The 18,541-nt window shown below is 60.7% G+C and carries 15 protein-coding genes; 10 read left to right on the top strand and 5 right to left on the bottom strand.

Annotated features, from left to right (window positions below; genetic code table 11):
* The first annotated feature begins 79 nt into the window (after window positions 1–79).
* Window positions 80–1,210, top strand: coding sequence for a hypothetical protein (locus H043_RS30565; RefSeq protein ID WP_049827938.1), 1,131 nt, complete (start codon window positions 80–82; stop codon window positions 1,208–1,210).
* An 11-nt stretch (window positions 1,211–1,221) separates the two neighbouring features.
* Complete coding sequence (locus tag H043_RS0122765) at window positions 1,222–2,823, top strand: hypothetical protein (protein ID WP_027613806.1); 1,602 nt, start codon at window positions 1,222–1,224, stop codon at window positions 2,821–2,823.
* Between the two features lie 89 nt (window positions 2,824–2,912).
* On the opposite strand, the gene mug is transcribed toward H043_RS0122765, so the two are convergent.
* Window positions 2,913–3,428 carry a G/U mismatch-specific DNA glycosylase gene (gene mug / locus H043_RS0122760; protein ID WP_027613805.1) on the bottom strand — a complete coding sequence of 172 codons (516 nt, stop codon included), beginning with the start codon at window positions 3,426–3,428 and terminating at the stop codon, window positions 2,913–2,915.
* 87 nt (window positions 3,429–3,515) lie between these two features.
* Between mug and H043_RS0122755 the strand changes: the two genes are divergently transcribed.
* Window positions 3,516–4,460, top strand: coding sequence for a LysR family transcriptional regulator (locus tag H043_RS0122755; protein ID WP_027613804.1), 945 nt, complete (start codon window positions 3,516–3,518; stop codon window positions 4,458–4,460).
* 44 nt (window positions 4,461–4,504) lie between these two features.
* Here the strand turns inward: H043_RS0122755 and H043_RS0122750 are convergent, their stop codons facing one another.
* The 3 genes from H043_RS0122750 to H043_RS0122740 form a co-directional block, all read right to left on the bottom strand.
* Complete coding sequence (locus H043_RS0122750; RefSeq protein ID WP_027613803.1) at window positions 4,505–4,756, bottom strand: DUF2790 domain-containing protein; 252 nt, start codon at window positions 4,754–4,756, stop codon at window positions 4,505–4,507.
* Window positions 4,757–5,050: 294 nt separating this feature from the next.
* On the bottom strand, window positions 5,051–10,534 hold the full coding sequence (locus H043_RS0122745) for a trifunctional serine/threonine-protein kinase/ATP-binding protein/sensor histidine kinase (RefSeq protein ID WP_027613802.1): 5,484 nt from the start codon (window positions 10,532–10,534) through the stop codon (window positions 5,051–5,053).
* Window positions 10,535–10,582: 48 nt separating this feature from the next.
* Window positions 10,583–11,254: a response regulator transcription factor gene (locus H043_RS0122740; protein WP_027613801.1), complete on the bottom strand. Its 672-nt coding sequence runs from the start codon at window positions 11,252–11,254 to the stop codon at window positions 10,583–10,585.
* Window positions 11,255–11,452: 198 nt separating this feature from the next.
* Here H043_RS0122740 and H043_RS0122735 point away from each other — a divergent pair, with 198 nt between their 5' ends.
* The 6 genes from H043_RS0122735 (at window position 11,453) to H043_RS0122710 (ending at window position 16,554) form a co-directional block, all read left to right on the top strand.
* A complete protein-coding gene (locus tag H043_RS0122735; protein WP_027613800.1) occupies window positions 11,453–12,472 on the top strand; it encodes a GlxA family transcriptional regulator in 1,020 nt (339 codons plus the stop codon).
* A 129-nt stretch (window positions 12,473–12,601) separates the two neighbouring features.
* Entirely contained in the window at window positions 12,602–12,973 is a 372-nt protein-coding gene (locus H043_RS0122730) for a response regulator transcription factor (protein ID WP_049827937.1), read from the top strand.
* Between the two features lie 309 nt (window positions 12,974–13,282).
* Window positions 13,283–14,485: an NAD(P)/FAD-dependent oxidoreductase gene (locus H043_RS0122725; protein ID WP_027613798.1), complete on the top strand. Its 1,203-nt coding sequence runs from the start codon at window positions 13,283–13,285 to the stop codon at window positions 14,483–14,485.
* 41 nt (window positions 14,486–14,526) lie between these two features.
* Window positions 14,527–15,456, top strand: coding sequence for an MBL fold metallo-hydrolase (locus H043_RS0122720; protein WP_027613797.1), 930 nt, complete (start codon window positions 14,527–14,529; stop codon window positions 15,454–15,456).
* A gap of 216 nt (window positions 15,457–15,672) precedes the next feature.
* Window positions 15,673–15,834, top strand: coding sequence for a hypothetical protein (locus H043_RS29980; RefSeq protein ID WP_177325658.1), 162 nt, complete (start codon window positions 15,673–15,675; stop codon window positions 15,832–15,834).
* A gap of 357 nt (window positions 15,835–16,191) precedes the next feature.
* Window positions 16,192–16,554: a hypothetical protein gene (locus H043_RS0122710; RefSeq protein WP_027613796.1), complete on the top strand. Its 363-nt coding sequence runs from the start codon at window positions 16,192–16,194 to the stop codon at window positions 16,552–16,554.
* Window positions 16,555–16,692: 138 nt separating this feature from the next.
* Here the strand turns inward: H043_RS0122710 and H043_RS0122705 are convergent, their stop codons facing one another.
* On the bottom strand, window positions 16,693–17,439 hold the full coding sequence (locus H043_RS0122705) for an SDR family oxidoreductase (RefSeq protein ID WP_027613795.1): 747 nt from the start codon (window positions 17,437–17,439) through the stop codon (window positions 16,693–16,695).
* Window positions 17,440–17,573: 134 nt separating this feature from the next.
* On the opposite strand from H043_RS0122705, the gene H043_RS0122700 reads away from it, so the two are divergent.
* On the top strand, window positions 17,574–18,461 hold the full coding sequence (locus tag H043_RS0122700) for a LysR family transcriptional regulator (protein WP_027613794.1): 888 nt from the start codon (window positions 17,574–17,576) through the stop codon (window positions 18,459–18,461).
* Window positions 18,462–18,541 lie beyond the last annotated feature (80 nt).

Below are 18,541 nucleotides of genomic sequence, written 5' to 3'. Positions count from 1 at the left end.
TTACCCAATAGGCATATTGACATCAAACAGCCATCATGGAGAATCTCCTCTCTCTTTTTCCACCATGGATGGCTTACCTGTGTATCGACGCAATTTCCTGCAATCCGGCCAAGGCTACGGCGCCAACGTTCTGAGTCAGGATCGCGCACAGATGCCACGCGATGCGCTAGGCACTACCTGGATTTTCTCGAGCATCGGTGACGCCTTGTCCAAGGCGTACAACTCGACAAAAGAAACTGTCAGCGAAGTCGCTGACAAGGTCGTCGATACCGTATCCGATGCTTACGAGTCCACCAGCCGCACCGCGTCACATGCCGCTGATGTGCTCAGTGATGCCTACGACACAACGCGCGAGTCAGTCGGCAACGTTGCGGAGCTTGTCGCCGACGTCGTTTCCGAAACCGCTTCCAACGCCTATGAGGCCACCGTTGAAACGCTGTCCCAGGCAGCAGAAACCGTCGGGGACGCGGTCTTCGATGCCTATGACACAACACGTGAAACCGTGACAAAAGGCTTTGATGCCACCTGCGATTACGTCGATGACGTCGCGTCTGGCGAAAAGGAACTCAATTACTGGAAGGTGCTCGGTGGTGCGGCCATCGGCGTCGGTGCCGTCGCTGCTGCCCCGTTTACAGGGGGAGGTTCGCTCTTGGGTGCCGCGTCATTGGCTGGTTCCCTTGCAGGAGCAGGCACCCTTGCTGCCGCAGTGGGTGTCGGTGTCGCCGGTGCGATGGTTGGGGCAAACCTCGATGGTGACGCCCAGTTGCGCAAGGCGAGCTACGAGGAGGGTCGCAAAGACGCCAAAGCCGAGCACGTGGCAGAAGTGAGCGTACTTCAGGAAAATCTGGCCAGCGCCCTTGAGAGTCTCAAGGCGGCCGGCAAGCATTTCAACGCCATTATCGCCTTGCATGCCGTAGCCGTCGCAACCGCCCACTGCGACGGAGGCATCGGTGATGATGAGCGCGAAGGCATTGAACTGTTCATTGCCGGGCTTGCTTCGGGCACCACGCCGCCGGTCGTGCTTGAACGCATCGAATCGCTCTACCGCGAGCCTCCCACCGTCAGTGAAGCCTATGCCCTGGCGCAAGACTCAGGGGTAGATATTGCGATTTTCGACGAAATCATCAACCTCGTCGTGCACGCCGACTCCACCGTACATCCTCAGGAAGCTGCGTTCATGCAGGCCTGGAACGAACTGAAAAGCGCCTGAGGAACACGCCAGTGAGTAAACTCGAACAGTTTAAAAAGCAGCAAGCCTTGCGCACGCGACTTGCAAACCGCCCATTGATCCACGTCGCAGCAGCGCCCGAAGACGTGGCCGCTCTCCTCGCTGCCGAAGGTAACGCTTCGCGCTTCGCCAGCCTCGACTACCACGCGTCGCTGTCCGTCTCGATAAAATCAGCCCCTGATGAGGCACGCTTACTGCTCGAACAACTCGAGCAGCATTTCGAAAGTGCCCGGGTTGATGCCCTTCTGACCAAGGCGCAGAGGGATATCGTGGGTGCCATCGCCGGGCCGCTCGGTCTGGGTAAAGTACTGTCGGTGTACGACAAACAAGGCGGCAACGTGACGACCATTCACAATGCCCGGCAAGGCATTTATGCCCGTACCGATGACGAGTACAACCGCAAGGACTACACCCACACCAAGAACTCCCAAGAGAAGCAATTCGCCGGAAAATCGAAGCAATCCGTGGGCGCAACGTTCACCAAGGATCAGTTGGGTAAAGACGAAAATCAGTCAGACACTTACAACAAACTGGTTGATGGATATACCGGTGAAACGGTCCTTGGCAGCGAGACCAGCCCCGACCACATCGTGCCGTTGCACACCTATCACAAGGACGGCGGCTTCATGCAATCGAAGACCCGGCGCGCCGACTTTGCGACCGATACCGAAAACCTGATCTCGACCCGGCGCAGCATCAACCAATCCATGAGCGATGTCGAAAAGCAGGAATGGGCCAATAGGAAAGCCAATGGCCGCGATGAAACCAACGAAAAGCACTACGGCATCCAGGAAGACAACCTCAAGAAAGCCGTAGAGCGCGGTGAAGCGACCGCCGAGAAACACCAACCCACCACCGGCGAAAAAGCCGCTTTCTACACTACGCATGCCGCACAGACCGGCGTCACCGAAGGGTTGAAAATGGGCGCCCAGCAGGCTTTTGGCATGCTCATGGTCGAGCTTTTCAGCAGTGCCTTGGACGAGATCAAGGATCTTTACCGTAACGGTCGTCAGAACGAAACCCTGTTCGCCGACTTAGGTGAGCGACTGAAACGCGTCGGCGCGACTGTCTCTGCAAAATGGGAGCAAATGCTCGATAGCTTCAGCGGCGGTTTTGTCTCGGGTTTCGTTTCCAATGCGGTAACGGTGCTGATCAACCTTTTCGTCACCACCGGCAAGCGTGCCGTGCGAATGATCCGTGAAGGCATTTTCTCTCTGCTCAAGGCGCTGAAGACGTTCCTGTTTCCTCCCAAGGAACTGAGTTTTTCGCAGGCTGCGCATGAAGCGTTAAAGCTGCTCGCGGCAGGCGGTGTCGTCGTGGGAGGTGTAGCGCTTGAAGAAGCGGTCGAGAAGCTCATCCTGAGCGTGCCCTTGTTCACCCCCATCGCCGGGATGCTTACGGCCATACTCGTCGGCGCAGCCACCGCACTGAGTATGACGTTCGTCTGTTATCTGCTGGACAAGCTGGATCTGTTTGGTGCCATCCGTGCCGAGAGAGACAAGCAGATTATTGGAGAGTTGGATACACGGATCAGCGCACAACGGGCCGTATCGATGAGCGTTATCGACGAATTGGACAAATACCTGCTGGTATAGCTGCACCGGGCTGAGTCGCAAACCTTGCACTTGTACGGAACCGATTCATGCCCGGCCTCGCGAGCCGGGCCTGAATCCCGATCGCGCAGTTATTGGTGCTCTACCACCCTACGCAACTGCCGATAATCCACCACCAATTGTTCAAGCGTAAACGCGCGGTTCCGGCCGCTGGGATTGGGCAACACCCACACGTGCGCGCCGCCGAAGGTCCTTGCCTGCGCCCCCCACGTCACCACCTTCTGCCCCGATAACGCCGCATACGCAGCCTTGCCAAGAAAAGCCACATAACGCGGCGCATAGCGGAAGATCTTCTGTTCAAAGCCTAGGGCCGCTGCGGCGAATTCCTCCACCGCCAACTGATCCGCCCGCGCCGTCGGCCGCTCGACCACCGCCGTCAAACCGCAGTCAAATTGCAGGAGACTTCGATCGTCCTCCACCCGCACTTCATGCGGCGTGAACCCGGCCAAGTGCAAGGTGCGCCAGAAGCGATTACTGCGCCCGGCGAAATGATGCCCCTGCGCCGCCGCGAGCAATCCCGGATTGATCCCGCAGAACACCACCGACAGCCCCGGCGCCAGAATGTCTTCAAGCCCTTCACCCGCCATGCGCCCGCCCCTCATTCGCAAACATTTGCAACACCACCCACGGCAAACCCTAGAATGGCCATCCCAGCCACAGAGCCAACCACAACGATGGACGTTATTCAGACCCTGCGCTGCTTCGTCGCCGTCGCCCAGAGCGGCAGCTTCACCGCTGCGGCCGATGTGCTCGACACCACCACGACCAACGTCTCCAAAGCCGTCTCCAGCCTCGAAGCCCGGCTGCACACGCGCCTGATCAACCGCACCACCCGCCGCCTCGCCCTGACCGAAGCCGGCGTGCGTTATTTGCAGCGCGCCGAAAAAATCCTCGATGACCTGCGCGAGGCCGATGACGAAGCCGGCACCGCGCAGACCTTGCCGGTCGGGCGTCTGAAGATCCACGCCATGGCCGCCATCGGCAACCACTATGTGATCAATGCGATCGCCCGCTACCGCGAAATTCACCCCACGGTGATGTTCGACCTGACCCTGAGCAATCGCCTGCCCGATCTGCTCGAAGAAAGCTACGACATGTCGATCGTCCTCGCCCGCGACCTGCCGGATTCCGGTTTCGTCGCGCAACGCCTGGGCACCACCTACAGCATCCTCTGCGCCTCGCCGTCGTACCTGGCCAAACGCGGCCACCCCGCCACACCCGCCGACCTCGCCGCGCACGACTGCCTGCGCATCGTCAACACGGTGATGCCTGCAGAAAACTGGGTGTTCGAAGGCCCACAAGGCATGGAAACGCAGAATATCCCCGACTCCCCCTTCCACATCAACACCGCCGACGGCATGGCCACGGCGATCAGAAATGGCATGGGCATCGGCATTCAGCCGCTGGCATCAGCCGTCGAAGGATTGGTCGGAGGCACGCTGGTGCGGGTACTGCCGCAGTACCGCCTGGAGGAATACAACCTGTTCGCGATCTACCCTTCGCGCAAATTCGTCGATGCCAAAATCAAGACCTGGGTGGAGTTCCTGAAAACCGCCATCCCGCAACTGCTGGCGTCCGATGAAGACATGGCCGCGGCCAAAGAACTCGCCAACGCTTAGTGCCGCAGACCTGGAGTGTCGACCCTCCAGCGCCTGCACCGACATCAACCGTTGGAACAACCGCTGCCCATCACCTGGTATTGCACGACATGCCGTGCACCGGTCGAGTCGTCATAAGTCATCTGCACCGGCACCGCGCCGCACTGATTGGCCGCTTCGGAGATCGACACCACGTGGGCGATGTCTGCTTGAGCGGCGGCGTTGTAGGCCTCGACTTGCGCGGTCTCGTCAGCTGCAAACGCTTGCGCGCCGATACCACCGAAGACCAGAAGAAGAGCGATTTTTGCCAGTTTCATGATGTTCACCGTCTCGTGGGGGAACCGTGTTTGTTCACGGAGTGGAGACGATGTTAGGGGTTCAAGCGCACGGCAAAAATCGGTCGGTTGGACAAACACTGTGTCCAGAATGGTGATGAATAAATCCACACACCGTGGATGCCCTTTTCGCGAGCAAGCCCGCTCCCACAGGTTTTGCGTCCGCCACACTATTCGCGAACACCGCCCCCCCTGTGGGAGCGAGCTTGCTCGCGAAGAGGCCAGCCCAGTCAACAAAGATCCCGAGACGACCGTCACCTGCCTCCCCGGCTATGACTACTGGAGAGTTGCGGCGCTCTTGCACGCAGCCAGCGTAAATAACACTCGCGCACCCAACGGCAAATTGGCCTCCGCCCACAAGCGTCCACCATGGGCTTCGATGATGCTGCGGCAAATCGACAGGCCCATGCCCAGACCGGCCGATTTGGTGGTGTAGAACGCGGTGAACACTTCCTCCGCACGCTCGCAGGCGAATCCCGGCCCGGAGTCGCTAACCATGATCCGAACGTCATCTGCAACGGATTCGCTGGTAATCAGCAGTCTGCGCTCGCCCGCCTCCATCACCTCCATTGCTTCCAGGGCATTGATGATCAGGTTGAGCAGGACCTGCTGCAATTCGACCCGGTCGGCCAATACCGCAGGCAAATCGCTGGCCAATTGTTTGCTCACCACGGCCCCGCATCGCGCCGCCTCACCGCGCGTGAATCCGACCATTTCACCCACGACCGCGTTGAGGTTCAGCGCCTGGCGTTGCGGTGGCGTCTTGCGGATCAGTGCGCGGATGCGTCCGAGCACCTCGGCTGCGCGGTTGCCATCGTTGATGATACGTCTGAGGCCCTGCTTGACCTCGTCGATGTTCGCCGGTTGCGCACCGAGCCAGCGCAACGCGGCGTTGGCATTGGTCACGGTGGCGGCGATCGGCTGGTTGACTTCGTGGGCGATGGACGCCGCCAACTGGCCCATGGTCGCCACGCGATTGGCGTGGGACAGTTCCGCCTGGACCTGGCGATATCGGCGTTCGCTCTCGCGCACTTGTTCTTCAGCCTGTTTACGTTCGCTCAGGTCGAGGACAAACGCCACTCCCTGCTGCTGACTGGCTTCGAACGCGGCCAGACCGACGATCACCGACAGGCGGCTGCCGTCCTTGCGGATGTATTCCTTTTCGAACGGCTGGGCACGCCCGGTGCGGATCGCGGTCACCAGCGCAACTTCACTTTCCGCGCGCGATGGCGGCGGGGTCATGTCCCGCCAGTGCACCTTGCGCGAGAGCAAATCTTCGCGTTCGTAACCGACCATGCGCAGAAACGCGTCGTTGGCTTCAATAATCTCCCCTTCAATATTCCAGACGATGATGCCGATGATGTTGGCGTCGACCAGTCGACGAATCTTCGCCTCACGCTCGGCGACGTCGCGATACAGCCGCGCGTTGTCCAGCGAGATCGCCGCCTGTGAAGCCACCAGTCGCAGCACGGCAAAACGCGCCGGGCTGAATACACCGGCAGACAGGTTGTTTTCCAGGTACAGCGCCCCGGCAATCCGCCCCTGATTCATCAATGGCAGGCACAGGATCGAACGCGCGCCGCGCTGATGAATGTACAGGTCAGCGGCGAAGGCCGGATCGGTGACGGCGTCGTCCAGGCACAGACTTTCGCCGGTGCGCAGGGTCTGATAGAGCACCGACTCGGCCAACGCTGTGGTGCTCACCGGCTCATTGCACAATTGCGTGCTGTCGTCGCCGACGCTGGTGCGTGCAGCGATATAGGGCGTCTCACCGTCAGTCAAAATCAGCAGGCCGTGCTCGGCGCCGGCCTGCTCGATGGCGGTGCGCATGACCATTTCGATCAGTCGATCCAGGACAATTTCGCCTGAAACGGCTTGGGACACCTTGAGCACCGTGGCCAGATCCAGATGCTCGACCGGGGTGATGATGGTCGCGGTCGGGCTGGGTGACGCCTCTTCATTGCGCAAATAGCGGTGGCATCGCTCCAGATGTCGCACCTTACCCTCGGCGCCCCAACGCCGATAACCGTAGCGCGCGTCCTGCATGTACAGGTGGGCGATCTTGTCCAGACCACGGGCGCTGTAGAAGTGCGCGGCGAGTTCGTTGGCCAAGGCTTCGACATGCACAAAACCGCTGTCCTGGGCCAGTTGAATCGCCTGCTCGTACAACGACTGTGCTTCGATCAACTGCCCTGCAACCCGAGCGATTTCAGCAGCGACCAGCGCCGTCTGACTGGCAAAAGTCTGCGCAGACTGTTGCGCCCAGACTTGCAGTTGATCGAGATGTTCACTCAGGCGTTGCCGTTGATCAGGGTCTGATTCGGCGGCAGCGGCCAGAGTCAAGGCGGCGTAAAAGTGATATTCGGCCTCTTCAAAAAACGAGGAAATCACCCACAACAGCGCCTGTGCCTGCGCTGCGCAGACGGCCGCCGCCGGATAATCCCCGGCCAGATAGCGCGCCTGCAGTTTGCGCACCCAATATTTGCCGCGAGCCAGTGCCAGATCCGGGGCAGCAAGGTTCGTCTCAAAACTTGCCTCGTCAAAGTGCTCGTCGTTGAAACAGCCAAACTGCGGCGTCTGCCCGCGCAGCATGCGAATCAGCGCGCGTTGGCAACTGATGAAGCTCACCACCAGACCGAAGCGAATCTTCTGCGCATAGGCCAGCCCCGTCTCGGCCTGATCCTGCACTTGCGCCAGCGGCTCGCCAATAAACAACAGATCGGAAATCAGGCTGTTGCCAGCATAGGCCGCATAAGGCAAATCGCCGATGCGGTTGCCGGCGCTGAGTGCTCGGCGCAGCAATTCGCGGCACTCACGCACCGGTCGCATCCAGCGCACCACAAAAATCGAGAAGCACAGGTAGGTACGCGCTTCGTATCGCGTCAGTCCACGGCGGTCGACCAGATCGCAGCCCAAACGGCCAAAGCGGTAACCGGCGGCATAGTCGCCGAAGCGCGGGCCGGCGACTCGCATCACGTTGGCGTAGAGCATGCAGGAGGCATCGCAGTTGCCGTGTTGCAGACTCAGACTGACGGCCTTGCAGATGGTCAGGCAGGCCAGATTGGCATCCGACTGCAACGCCGGTGCGAAGAGTTTGCTCAACGCATCCAGCGTGACCAGCGCGGCCGGGTCTTCCATCAGTGGCAGGTCGATCAACTGCTCGATGCTGCGCTCACCCAGTTGCGTCCAGATCTGTTCGTACTCGAAACGCACTTGCTGATCGTCCGGATGCGCCGTCCAGTCGATGCCAACCTGACGCAAATACGCCAGGCACACGCTAACTGCGCGATCACTGCGATCGAGCAGCAAGTAGACATCCATCTGCAAACAGGTGACTGCCGCCCGTTCCACGGTGGTTATGGCGCGCTCGGCCAGCGCGGTCAAACGCGCCTCGGCCAGCGGCAGTTGCCCGGTGAGGAACTCGCACTCGGCGCGGTTCAGCGCCAGGGCAAACCCCAGTTCATGGCGACTGTCAGCGTCCTGCTCGCCGAGCATCGCCGCGCCCGCGCCCAGGTAAGTCAGCGCTGACGTGTAAGCGGTCGACGCCTTGGCGCGCTGGCCGGCGAGCAGGTTGAATTCGGCCAACTGTTCGCGTTCGGCGCGGGCGCTGATCAGGCTGGCGCCGCGATTGAGTTGACCGACGATTTCGAAGATTGCCTCTTCGCGCCCTTCGCGCTGCGTTTGCAAAGCGAGCAACCGGCCGATGCGCAGATGGCGTTGCGCGCGTTCGACGTCAGCGATCAGCGAGTACGCGGCCTCGTGAATGCGGTCATGGGCGAAGGCACAGGTGCCTTCGTGCAACTCGATCAGTTCCTGACGCACCGCCGGCCACAGCACCGCGCGTACGCGCACCGTCGACAGGTCGAGCACGGTCGCCAACGTGTCGATCCGCGCCACGTTGCCCAGGCAGGCCAGTTGTTGCAGCGCCTGACGAGTGTCCAGCGGCAGGCGCGCCAGTTTGCCGAGCATCAGATCGACTACGTTATCGGTGTAGCCCTTGGCGTTGATGAGTGACAGATCCCAGCGCCAGCGGCTGAACTGATGGTCGTAAACCAGCAACTGCTCCTCGAACAGGGCGTGCAGAAACTGGATGACGAAAAAGGGATTGCCATAGGTCTTGTCCAGCACCAGCCGCGCCAATGCAACGATGCTTGCGGGAGGACAGCGCAGGGACTCGGCAATCAGTTGCTCGATGTGCACACCGGCGAGCGACGCCAGGCGGATCTCATCGATGTGCACGCCGGCAGTGCGCATGGCCTGGAGCTTGCCATTGAGCGGGTGATCGGCATCGACCTCGTTATCGCGGTAAGCCCCCACCAGCAACAAGTGCCCAAGGTCCGAGCGAGTCAGCAGGTCTTCCAGCAGATCGAGCGTCGCCGCATCCAGCCATTGCAGGTCATCAAGGAACAGCGCCAGCGGGTGCTCGGGCCGGGCGAACACGCCTATGAAACGTTGCAACACCGCCATGAAACGCTGCTGCGCTTGCTGCGGCTCAAGTTCTGGCACCGGCGGTGGTTCGCCAATGATCAGTTTGAGTTCCGGGATCAGTTCGGTCATCAATCGCGCATTCGGCGACAGTGCCTGCAACAGCGCCGCGCGCCAGTCAGCCAGCACCTCACGACGCTTGCCCAGCAGCGTGCGCACCAGTCCCTGAAAAGCCTGAACCAGCGTCGCATAGGGGATGTCGCGCTGGTATTGGTCGAACTTGCCGGCAGCAAACAGTCCCCGCGATGGCACCAACACTTTGTGCAATTCATTGACCACCGAGGACTTGCCGATGCCGGAATAACCCGACACCAGCACCAGTCTCGGCGAAGAAGTCTTTACCACTTGGGCAAAGGCGTCGATCAGCGTTTGCACTTCGCGCTCACGCCCGTAGAGCTTCTCCGGGATCAGCAAGCGATCGATCGCGCCCTGCTCGTTCAGCGTGAACACCTGGATCTGCCGCGTCCGCCGCCACTCGTCCAGACAACGGCGCAGATCATGTTCGACGCCGGCGGCCGTTTGATAGCGTGCTTCGGCCGTCTTGGCGAGCAGCTTCATGACCACACGCGACAACATCACCGGTACCGTGGCCACCCGTTCACAGGCCGGCATCGGCAGCCGCGCAATGTGGCAATGCACCCACTCCATCGGGTCATTGGCGCTGAACGGCAACGAGCCGGTGAGCATCTGATACAACGTCACGCCGAAGGCATACAAATCGCTGCGTGAGTCGATCGAGCGATTCATTCGCCCGGTCTGTTCGGGCGCCATGTAGGCCAGTGTGCCGGCGATGGTTTCCGGCGGCGCAGGCGCCTGACGTTCGCGCGGCAGACGCGAGGCCAGGCCGAAGCCAGTCAGACGCGCCTGACCGTCGTGGCAATTGACCAGAATATGCTGCGGCTTGAGATCCTTGTGCACCAGCCCGCACTGATGCACATGGCCGAGCGCGACGGCGATGTTGATCGCGTGCAACAGGCAGGTTTCCGTGTCCAGCGGTGCGACCAGCAAGCGTGACAGTGGCTCGCCGCCGGGGTCGTCGAACACCAGGCGCGTTGTCCCGCCGGCACGCTCCAGGGTTTGCGGCGGCAACGCCCATTGATCGCCGAGAAAATCCCTGAGGCTGTATTCGTGTGCCAGTCGGTCGAGGGTGGCAGGTAACGGCTGATCAAGGGTCGGGCGCATCACCAGCACACTGGGACTGCCCTCGTCCTTACCGCGCTCGCGGGAAAACACCCGCTCGCCGTCGTTCCACAAAATCTGCTGTTTGCTGGCCATCCGAGTCGACACCGTGAAAGGAGTTTGTGCCACGCGATGAAATTCAGCTCACCTTGTCCGCCGCGCCGGTTCGATGCCCAACGCCTCGGCGATACGCACCAGATCGGCCACCGAACGTGCAGCGAGTTTCCTCATGACCTGGCCGCGATGGACTTTAACCGTCACTTCGCTGAGGTTGAGTTGCGCGGCAATCTGCTTGTTCATCAGCCCGCCGATGACGAAACCGAGCACCTCGCGCTCACGCCCGGTCAATGTCTCGTAGGCCAGGCGCAGGGCCGCGCCGGATTGTTCGGCGACCAGTCGCGCGCTGTCACGGGCCAGCGCGCTGGCTACGGCGTCGAGCATGTCCTGATCACGAAAAGGCTTGGCCAGAAAATCCACCGCCCCGGCCTTCATCGCCTTGACCGTCATGGCAATGTCGCCGTGGCCGGTCATAAACACGACGGGAATGCGCAGACCGTTTTTCTCCATCTGTTCCTGAACGATCAGGCCGCTTTCACCGCGCAAACGCACATCAAGCACCAGGCAGCCGGGCGCGTCACGTCTGGCCGACGTGAGGAAGTCCCGGGAGGTTTCGAAGGTCTGCACCTGCAGCCCGATCGAGCGCAGCAAACCGTCGAGGGCCTGACGCATGGACGCGTCGTCGTCGACCACATAAACCACCGGCTCCCCCAACGCGGGCGGGGTTGCGCTGGGGCTGGAATGCGACCACAGGGTCATCGTGAGTCCTCGGCGAGATCGCAACGCGTGCGATGTGCAGGTGAATAAATCTAGTCCATGATGGCGAACGCAGCCAGAGGCCAGCCAAACGGTCGCGCAACAGGCTAGCAGCCGTAACGCATTGCCGACAGACCAGAAACCCCTGAAAATCGGCCACGCCGCCGCCCCTCTGCCACCGTTTGAACAGGCCCGATTTCCATGTCCAGCGTTTCTCTGCAAACCCTCACCCGGCCCAAATCCGAGCCGCGCGACGTGGTGTTTATTGCCTATCCGCGAATGAGTCTGCTCGACCTCAGTGGCGCGCAAACCGTGTTCTGGGCGGCGAGCAAAGCCTTGGCCGAACGCGGCCAACCCGGTTATCAACTGCACACCGCCAGCCTTGAAGGCGGCCTGGTCAACACCATCGAAGGCCTGGCCGTGGACACCCGGGCGCTGCGCCAGCTCGACATGGCCGCGCTGGACACCCTGGTCGTGCCCGGCGCGCCCGATATTTGCCAGACCCTCGACGATCACGCCGGACTCACCGCGTGGCTACGGCATGAAAGCCAGGCCGCGCGACGTGTGGTTTCGGTGTGCAGCGGCGCCTTTCTGCTGGCTCAGGCCGGTTTGCTCGACGGTCGCCGCGCCGCCACGCACTGGGCCATGTGCGACACGTTGCGCGAGCGCTTTGCGGCGGTCGAGGTGGATGCCGATGCGATCTTCATTCAACAGGGCGCGGTCTGGACATCGGCCGGGGTCACGGCAGGAATCGATCTGTCTCTGGCGCTGGTCGAGGCAGATTGTGGCCGTGAAGTGGCGTTGCAGGTAGCCCGCGAATTGGTGGTGTACCTCAAGCGTCCCGGTGGTCAGGCGCAATACAGCACCTTGCTGCAATCGCAGATACACGGCAGCCCGCAGTTCGATTCGCTGCACCTGTGGCTGATGGATCACTCAAGCGATCCGAAACTGACGGTGGAACGCCTCGCCGAACAGGCCAAAATGAGCCTGCGCAATTTCACCCGGGTCTACAAACAGAGCACCGGTCACACGCCCTCCAGGGCCATCGAGCTGTTTCGCCTCGAAGCAGCCAGGCGTTTGCTGGAGACCTCGACGCACAACATCGACCAAGTCGCGCGTCTCAGTGGCTTCGGCGACGAAGAGCGTTTGCGCACCTGCTTCCAGCGTCATCTGTCGATTTCACCGCGTGACTATCGCAGCCGCTTCAGCCGCGAAGGCTGACGCCGTCAGCACTGACTGGCAAAGGGGCTGGCCGCGCTATACCTAGGTATAGTTTTGCGCCGCTGCCGACGGCGTATGGTGCAAGAACGACAGGAGTCGCCATGCGTGCCCATCCGGCCAGGGAGCCCTATGCAGCATAAAGTTGTCATTGCCGTGGTTGACGACGACGAGGCCATTCGCCGTGCGCTGGAAAGCCTGTTGCGCGCCAGTGATTATCAAGTGCTTGGCTATTCGGGAGGTCAGGCTTTCCTTGAGTCGGAAGGTCCGGCGCAGACGCACTGTCTGATTTCCGATATCCAGATGCCAGGCATGAATGGCCTCCAATTGCACGAAACGTTATGCGCACAAGGCTGGCGCATTCCGGTGATTTTTGTCACCGCCCGTCCCGATGAAATGAAGAATTCCCCCCCCGGCGTCATCGCCTGCCTGACCAAACCCTTCCGCGCCGAAGACCTGCTCAGGCACATTGACATCGCCCTGCACCGTACACCTCCCCTGTAGGAGCTGCCGAAGGCTGCGATCTTTTGACTTTGATCTTTAAAAACAAGATCAAAAGATCGCAGCCCTCGGCTGCTCCTACAGTTTGGCGTACCTGCCCGATACCTTCGTATAACCCCCTTCGACCCATGCGTAACCCGCACACACCGATGGACAACTGCGCCCGCAGCTTCTGCGCCATAGCATTGCTTTCGACAGCGGGCGATTAAGCGCCATGCAGTACGGCAAGCAGTTTGCGGCGGCCGGTGATCGTCACGCCAGAGTCGCAATCACGACTCGGTTTATCCATCCATCTGCGTCAGGGAGCACATTATGAAACAGCAATTATTGGTGATCGGTGCAGGGTTCGGCGGGCTGTGGAGCACGTTGAGCGCCGCGCGCTTGCTGGATATGCATGACCGCCACGATGTGCAGATCACACTGCTCGCACCGCAAGCCGAACTGCGCATTCGTCCGCGCTTCTACGAGCCCGATGTTCAGAGCATGTACGCGCCGCTGGATGCGCTGCTCGATGCCGTGGGCGTGCGCTTCGTCAAAGGCAGCGCCGAAAGCGTCGACAGCCAGGCGCGGCGTGTCGGGTATCGCGATAAGGCCGGCCGCCCCGGTGAACTGACGTATGATCGCCTGGTGCTGGCCAGCGGCAGCCAACTGGCCCGTCCACCGGTCCCCGGCCTGAAAGAGCATGCGTTCGACGTCGACCAGATCGAATCGGCGGACCGCCTCGAGCGCCACCTCCACTCGCTGGCCAAGCAACCTGTCAGCGCTGCGCGTAACACCGTGGTAATCGCCGGTGGGGGCTTCACCGGTATCGAAACCGCGACCGAAATGCCCAGCCGTCTGCGTGCCATTCTTGGTACGGAGCAAGACGTTCGGGTGATCATCGTTGATCGCAGCAAAGACATCGCCGCAACCATGGGCGACGGTATTCGTCCGTCCATCATCGAGGCGTCAAAAGACCTGGGCATCGAATGGATCGTCGACGCGACGGTCGCCGCCGTGGATGCCAACGGCGTCACACTCGCTGACGGTCGCTACATCGAAAGCAACACCGTGATCTGGACCGTGGGTTTCCGCGCCAGCCCGCTGACCGAACAACTCGACGCCGAGCGCGATGGCCAAGGGCGTCTGCACGTCGATGGCAACCTCAAAGTACAAGGTCTCGATCACGTATTCGCGGCCGGCGATGTCGCCCGCGCCGCCACCGACGACGTCGGCAACTTCTCGGTCATGTCCTGCCAGCACGCCATCAGCCTCGGTCGGCATGCCGGCAACAATGCCGTCGCCGATCTGCTCGGTGTGGCGCCAACCACTTACCGTCAGCCCAAGTACGTGACCTGCCTGGATCTGGGTGCCTGGGGCGCGGTGTACACCGAAGGTTGGGATCGCCAACTGAAACTGGTGCGAGCCGAAGCCAAGGAACTGAAGACGCAAATCAACAGCGTGTGGATCTACCCGCCAGCCGCTGACCGGCGCACCGCCCTCGCCGCTGCCGACCCGATGATCCCGGTGGCCTGATCGCCCCCCGGATTACCTTGCCTGATAAAAAGGAGAACACCATGACCTTGCCTCTGGATTCCTTCACCGCCAACAACGCAACCCTGCAAACCCCGACCGAAGAACTGGTGCCGTCGCGCTATGCACTGCGCCTCGGTGACATCGACGTCATGGTCATCAGCGACGGCGTGCTGCCGCTGCCGACCCAGACCATGTCGACCAACGCCGATCCCGCCGACCGCGCCGCGTGGTTCAAAGAGATGTACCTGGGCCCCGACGCGTTCGACTGGGCACTCAACGTGCTGGTGGTGCGCAGCGGCGAGCAGGTCATCCTCGTCGACGCCGGCCTCGGCGGCCAGTTCCCCGGCTTCCCGCGCGCCGGGCAGTTTCCCAAACGCCTCGCGGCGGCCGGGATCGACCTCGCGGATGTCACCGATATCGTGATCACCCACATGCACATGGACCACATCGGCGGCCTGCTCGTCGATGCGGTGAAAACCCGTCTGCGCGACGATGTGCGTATCCACGTCACCGCCACCGAAGTCGACTTCTGGACCTCGCCGGACTTCACCTATACCGACATGCCCGCGCCGGTGCCGGACGTCCTGCGCTCCACCGCCAACGCGTTCATCGACCAGTACCAGAGCAAGCTGCGTATCTTCGAAGACCAATACCAAGTGGCCCCCGGCGTGGTCGCCAGACTTACCGGCGGCCACACCCCGGGTCATTGTGTGGTCTACGTGACGTCCGGCGCCGAACGCCTTACCTTTGCCGGCGACGCTCTGTTCCCGGTAGCCTTCGACCACCCGGACTGGCACAACGGCTTCGAGCACGACCCCGAAGAAGCGGTGCGCGTGCGCGTACGGCTGCTGCAGGAAGCCGCCGCCAGCGGCGAACTGTTTGTCGCCACGCACCTGCCCTTCCCTTCGGTTGGCCGTGTCTCCGTCAACGGCGAAGCATTCCGCTGGATTCCGGCAATCTGGGATTACTGATCGCGATGGCCCAAAGCATCTTCGCCCGGCGTCCGCCGAGCGAAGATGCAATCCCACTCACTTCAACCCAAGCCCCGCACGCCCCAGCGAGTTCAGACCCTCCACCGGAAAACGCTCCACCCACGACCGCTCATAATCCTCACGTGGAAAATCATCCGGCGAAGCACCCTGCTCGAATGCCCTGAACACATCCCGCGCATAAGCAGCGAGGCCCCCATGCAAACCCCGAGACAACGCGCCGCCGAAGTCAGTGTCGTCAACGAACAACACATCACCGTGCTCGAAGCCATCACCATCAGCGTCCTGGCCGGCGCAACCGAACGCGAATACATGAGACAACTGCTCGCCGAGGGCGCCCCTGGCAACGGCGCGCGATGAAGCGTTTAAACAGTGTTGTTTATACGACACCCGGTGTTACGCCCCCGAGGCTACAACGCCTTGCGCCATTGCCTACGACTACGCCAGAATCCGCCGGCTTGTGCGCCTAGAGTGCGGGTTCTATCGTGGGTCGGTCGCTGGAAAGCAGCGATCGGGTTTGGTAGCCCGGTTTCACACATGGCGCAAAACGTCACCGCACGCAGATGCCTTCCGGCGCCTGTCTTATGGTGGCCATGCGCAGGGCGCTTTCGAGCGCGCCGGTTTTCCATGTGTCCGGTCTACCAACCTTCGTAATGGCCACAACCCTCGTTTGGTAGCGAATGTGATGGTTCCCCTAGCTACATATGGAGCGTCACTATGTTCAAAGTCACACCGAACCCGCCCGAAACCGAAACGGTCTCCCCCTACGAATCCCCCGATTCCCGAAAACTCAGCGAAGCCGCCGAACGCGCCCTCGATCACTACCTGAATCCCGCCAGCCAAATCATGGCCACGCCCTACACACCCAACGCCATGTTTCTAGCCAACCCAAAAATCGCCACCGAGGAATTGCTGGCGAACGCCAGTGAATCACTGGGTTCGGCGACGGTGATGTTGGGGGATGTCGCGGCGCTGGTTGAGGGGCCGATTCGCAAGACGCTGCTGGGCATTGCGCAGGTGGTGATGCTCGGGGAACTGGCGGTGAATCAGGCGTTGGATAATGTTGTGCCGATGCAGTAACTCGTAAGGCCTCTGTGGCCGCTAGCTAGCCTGGTGCCACGGAGGGTATTGCCTAATGGACATCAACACTGTCATTTCGACAACTCCCGCTTCCGGGCAGGAAGCGGGATGTACAGACTCGAAGACGCGCCTATTTCGTTAAAGCGCGCGACCACCATCAACAATAATTTCCGTTCCCACCGTCCAGCGAGACTCGTCCGACGCGAGGTACAGCACCGCCTTGGCTACTTCTTCAGGCGTGCCAAAACGGCCAAATGGGATAGTCGCGACAATCTCCTTATTGACCTGCTCGCGGTAGGCATCGGGTATACCCGCCTTGTCGTACAGCGGCGTGTCGATCGGACCAGGGCTGACCGCATTGACTCGAACACCACGCGGTAGAAGCTCGCCAGAGAGCGTTTTCGACATATTCAGGAAGGCAGCCTTGGTTGCGGCGTAAACGGATGAGTTCGCGGCGCCCAGATGTGCACTGATCGAGGTGTTAAGAACCACCGACGCAGGGTTAGAGAAAGTCGGCAGCAGTGCTTGCAGAAGGAAGTAAGGGCCTTTGACATTGATGTCGAAGGAGCGATCAAACATCTCCTCGTTCCAGTCTTCGATTGGCCTCCAGACGGATACGCCAGCATTGAGGAAGGCAACGTCCAGCTGCCCGTAATGAGACTGAACGGCCTGCGCCAGCTCCTTCTGGGCTGCGACGCTAGCTGAGTCGGCGCGCAACACCAGGACTTCGCTACCTAAAATTGCTTGAGCATTTGCCATGGACTCAGGATTGACACCGGTGACGATCACACGTGCGCCTTCGGCGAGAAATTGCTTCGCGGTCTCTAGACCGATGCCGCTTGTACCGCCAGTGATGAGGGTACGCTTGCCGTGTAAACGGGACATCTGAATTTCCTCTCTTTTTGGGCCGCCAAATGGACGACTGGCCCTCTGAGAGCAACTATGTATTCATGCCAGTGCACTGATAAGATGGGCAAATAGAATAGATCTCATGCGAAATTCGCATGAATTGGGGTGTGATGGACCGGTTGTTACTGATGAGCTGTTTTGTGCGCGCTGTCGAGACAGGCAGTTTTTCTGCTGCGGGACGTGATCTGGGACTAGGACAACCGAGCGTCAGTCGTTACGTCGCTGCGCTTGAAGACCATTTGCAAACCAGGCTGCTTCACCGATCCACACGAAAGCTGATGCTCACGCCCGAGGGTGAACGGTACTACGCAGATGCGCGGCGTATCCTGGACTCAGTGGAACAGTCCGAGTCCTCACTGAGAGGAAACGTAGCGCCGTCCGGGTTGCTGCGCGTCGCTTGCCCGACCGCATTGGCTCACACCTTCATCGTACCGCACGTCGCGAGTTTTCTAAGCCGCTACCCCGAACTGTCGCTCGATCTTCAAATCAATGATCGCTACGTCAATTTGGTCGACGAGGGGGTAGAACTCGCGATTCGTATCGGTCACCTGGAGGACAGTGCAATGCGAGCCCGGCCACTGGCTTGGTTCGAGCGTGTGTGCGTTGCCAGCCGTGCGTATTTGGAAAAACGTGGCACTCCCTCTTCGCCTGATGACCTGAAGAAACACGACTGCCTCATTTATACCCTTCTATCCACTGGAACCAACTGGCGGTTCAGGGATACGGATGTCCCGATCTCCGGACGACTGCGTGTCAACTCGCCTGAGGCGATCCGTGAGTACGTCAATGCAGGGTTGGGCATCGCGCAGGGGCCGCAATGGCTTTATGAGGAAGGGCTGAGAAGTGGCAATCTTCAATTGCTGCTTAACGAATACGTGGCGCCACCCGTCCCGATCCAAATCGTATACCTGGCTAATCGGCTGCTGCCTCGGCGAGCCATCGTTTTCATGGATTTCATGGCGGATGTTTTTGCTGAATTCCATGAGCGCCCTGAATAGATTTTTAGACCACGGCCAAGTTGCGAACGAAGCAGCATCAGCATGCGGCCCCTCCCTCAACTCAATTCCCGTCACAGACC

This window comes from Pseudomonas sp. URIL14HWK12:I6, assembly GCF_000514195.1.
Classification (GTDB): domain Bacteria; phylum Pseudomonadota; class Gammaproteobacteria; order Pseudomonadales; family Pseudomonadaceae; genus Aquipseudomonas; species Aquipseudomonas putida_A.
Note: the sequence above shows the minus strand (reverse complement) of the source record. Positions and strands in the feature narration are given on the sequence as shown.

What these genes read in the sequence shown, in the direction of transcription:
- H043_RS29980 (WP_177325658.1), top strand. Translation starts at nt 15,673, where the DNA reads ATGCAAACCCCGAGACAACGCGCCGCCGAAGTCAGTGTCGTCAACGAA.
- mug (WP_027613805.1), bottom strand. Translation starts at nt 3,428, where the DNA reads ATGGCGGGTGAAGGGCTTGAAGACATTCTGGCGCCGGGGCTGTCGGTG.
- H043_RS0122705 (WP_027613795.1), bottom strand. Translation starts at nt 17,439, where the DNA reads ATGTCCCGTTTACACGGCAAGCGTACCCTCATCACTGGCGGTACAAGC.
- H043_RS0122745 (WP_027613802.1), bottom strand. Translation starts at nt 10,534, where the DNA reads ATGGCCAGCAAACAGCAGATTTTGTGGAACGACGGCGAGCGGGTGTTT.
- H043_RS0122740 (WP_027613801.1), bottom strand. Translation starts at nt 11,254, where the DNA reads ATGACCCTGTGGTCGCATTCCAGCCCCAGCGCAACCCCGCCCGCGTTG.
- H043_RS0122755 (WP_027613804.1), top strand. Translation starts at nt 3,516, where the DNA reads ATGGACGTTATTCAGACCCTGCGCTGCTTCGTCGCCGTCGCCCAGAGC.
- H043_RS0122750 (WP_027613803.1), bottom strand. Translation starts at nt 4,756, where the DNA reads ATGAAACTGGCAAAAATCGCTCTTCTTCTGGTCTTCGGTGGTATCGGC.
- H043_RS0122710 (WP_027613796.1), top strand. Translation starts at nt 16,192, where the DNA reads ATGTTCAAAGTCACACCGAACCCGCCCGAAACCGAAACGGTCTCCCCC.
- H043_RS0122720 (WP_027613797.1), top strand. Translation starts at nt 14,527, where the DNA reads ATGACCTTGCCTCTGGATTCCTTCACCGCCAACAACGCAACCCTGCAA.
- H043_RS0122725 (WP_027613798.1), top strand. Translation starts at nt 13,283, where the DNA reads ATGAAACAGCAATTATTGGTGATCGGTGCAGGGTTCGGCGGGCTGTGG.
- H043_RS0122730 (WP_049827937.1), top strand. Translation starts at nt 12,602, where the DNA reads ATGCAGCATAAAGTTGTCATTGCCGTGGTTGACGACGACGAGGCCATT.
- H043_RS0122700 (WP_027613794.1), top strand. Translation starts at nt 17,574, where the DNA reads ATGGACCGGTTGTTACTGATGAGCTGTTTTGTGCGCGCTGTCGAGACA.
- H043_RS0122735 (WP_027613800.1), top strand. Translation starts at nt 11,453, where the DNA reads ATGTCCAGCGTTTCTCTGCAAACCCTCACCCGGCCCAAATCCGAGCCG.